At 44.5% G+C, this 1,957-nt stretch carries 3 protein-coding genes; all 3 read left to right on the top strand.

The annotated features are described in order from the left end of the window. Positions 1–33: 33 nt before the first annotated feature. On the top strand, positions 34–822 hold the full coding sequence (locus BG32_RS00180) for an HAD-IIA family hydrolase (protein WP_121526203.1): 789 nt from the start codon (positions 34–36) through the stop codon (positions 820–822). A 24-nt stretch (positions 823–846) separates the two neighbouring features. Then, the gene (locus tag BG32_RS00175) at positions 847–1,410 is read left to right on the top strand and encodes a LemA family protein (protein ID WP_006487112.1); all 564 of its coding nucleotides are present in this window, start codon (positions 847–849) and stop codon (positions 1,408–1,410) included. Positions 1,411–1,415: 5 nt separating this feature from the next. Continuing rightward, on the top strand, positions 1,416–1,957 hold a 542-nt coding region (locus BG32_RS00170; RefSeq protein WP_147434757.1), incomplete at its 3' end, for a M48 family metalloprotease.

Genomic DNA, 1,957 nt, shown 5'->3' with positions numbered 1-1,957 from the left:
CTTATGAAAACAACCTGAAAAACGGAGGAAGAGATGCTGACAAATAAACGGCTCTTCGTTTCGGATATGGACGGAACATTCTACCTTGGCGACGGACTTCTTAAGGGCAGTCTTGAATTCGCCAATGCGGTTCATCGTCTCGGTTCCAAACTCGTGTTTCTAACAAATAATTCATCACGCACACCTGAAGAATATATCAGAAAACTTACCAAAATGGGAGTTGATAGGACTCTTTTCGAAGTCTATACCTCCGGCGAAGCTACCATAAGCTTCTTGAAGCGAGATTTTCCAAATAAGAGAGTATTTTTGCTCTCGACGCCGTCGGTAAGGGAAATGTTCAGAAGAAGTGGAGTGAACTTAGACGATAATTCCCCGGAATTATTAGTTCTTGCATACGATACGACAATAAACTATGAGAGGATCCGGAAAGCTGCTCTCTTCATAAGGCAAGGCATTCCTTTCATAGCGACTCACCCAGACGTCAACTGTCCCACGGAGGATGGACCGGTACCTGATGTTGGAAGTTTCTTGAGTCTTTTCGAAGCTTCCACGGGTCGTCGGCCCGATAACATTATAGGCAAGCCAGATCCGACTATACTGAAAATGGTGATGGATGACTTTGGCTACGGTCCGGAGGAAACAGTGATGATAGGAGATAGAATTTACACGGACATCGAGTGCGGTCTTAGAGCCGGCGTAGACACATATCTCGTTTTGTCTGGAGAAACAACAGCGGACATGGTACCTGATTCACATAGTTACGAAGTTGTCAATAACATTGGAGCGATCATAGAGATAATTGAAAGAGGCAATACTGTATAATAGCCATACGTTGGAGGTGGTTGAATGGTCATTCTTTTCATTGTAATTGGAATCATCGTTGTCTTGGCTCTTTGGCTCATCGGGGTTTACAACAATTTAGTTACCCTGAAGAAGAGAGTAGAGAATGCTTGGTCGCAGATCGATGTTCAGCTCAAGAGAAGACATGATCTGATTCCGAACCTTGTCAACTCAGTGAAGGGCTACATGAAATTCGAGCAGGAAACCCTGGACAAAGTAATTCAAGCAAGAGCAAAGGCCGTGTCCGCTCAAGGAGTTGGAGATAGGATCAAGGCCGAGCAGGAACTCGGCGGTGTGCTTGGTAGACTTCTTGCCATAGCCGAAAACTACCCTGATCTTAAGGCGAATGCTAATGTCTCACAACTGATGGAAGAACTAACTGCTACGGAGAACAAAATCTCTTACGCAAGGCAGTTCTTCAATGATTCTGCTACAAAGTTCAATACAAAAATCGAGATCTTCCCTAACAATCTCATCGTAGGCTTCTTTGGAGGAAAGTTTGAGCAGTTCCCGTTATTTGAAGTTACTGAAGCCGAACGAGAAACACCCAACGTAGATATTAACTTCTGAGAGTTATGTCTTTCACCGTAGATTTCTACGAAGAAAGCAGGAAAAATGTCAGGAAGACCATCGTCCTTGTGATGGTCTTCCTTGCTCTGATGATTGCCTTCGGTTTGATCATCGATCTGATATTTGGGATATTGCCTGTCTTCACTTTTGTTTTTCTTGCCATTGCTCTCGTGCAGACTTTGATCTCCCTCTCTTCTGGAAAGGATATTGTTCTTAAATCGGTGAAGGCTCGTGAAGCAAGAACAGACGATCCCGAAGAGCGGCAGTTAAGAAATATTGTTGACGAACTTTCCCTGGCGGCGGGAATGGCAAAGCCACCCGAAATCTACGTGATAGACGACGACTCAGTGATCAACGCTTTTGCCACTGGTAGGAAGCAGGAAAACTCGGTAGTGTGTGTGACTACAGGTCTCTTGAAGAGTCTTGATCGTGAGGAGACTTCCGGTGTAATTGGCCATGAGTTGAGTCACATAGTAAATAGAGATATTTTACTCATGACTCTAATTTCCGCGCTTCTTGGCGCAGTGGTTATAGTTCAATCGCTAGC

Origin of the sequence: Mesotoga sp. HF07.pep.5.2.highcov, assembly GCF_003666285.1 — a bacterium.
Lineage (GTDB): Bacteria > Thermotogota > Thermotogae > Petrotogales > Kosmotogaceae > Mesotoga > Mesotoga prima.
This window is presented reverse-complemented; position numbering and strand designations above follow the sequence as displayed.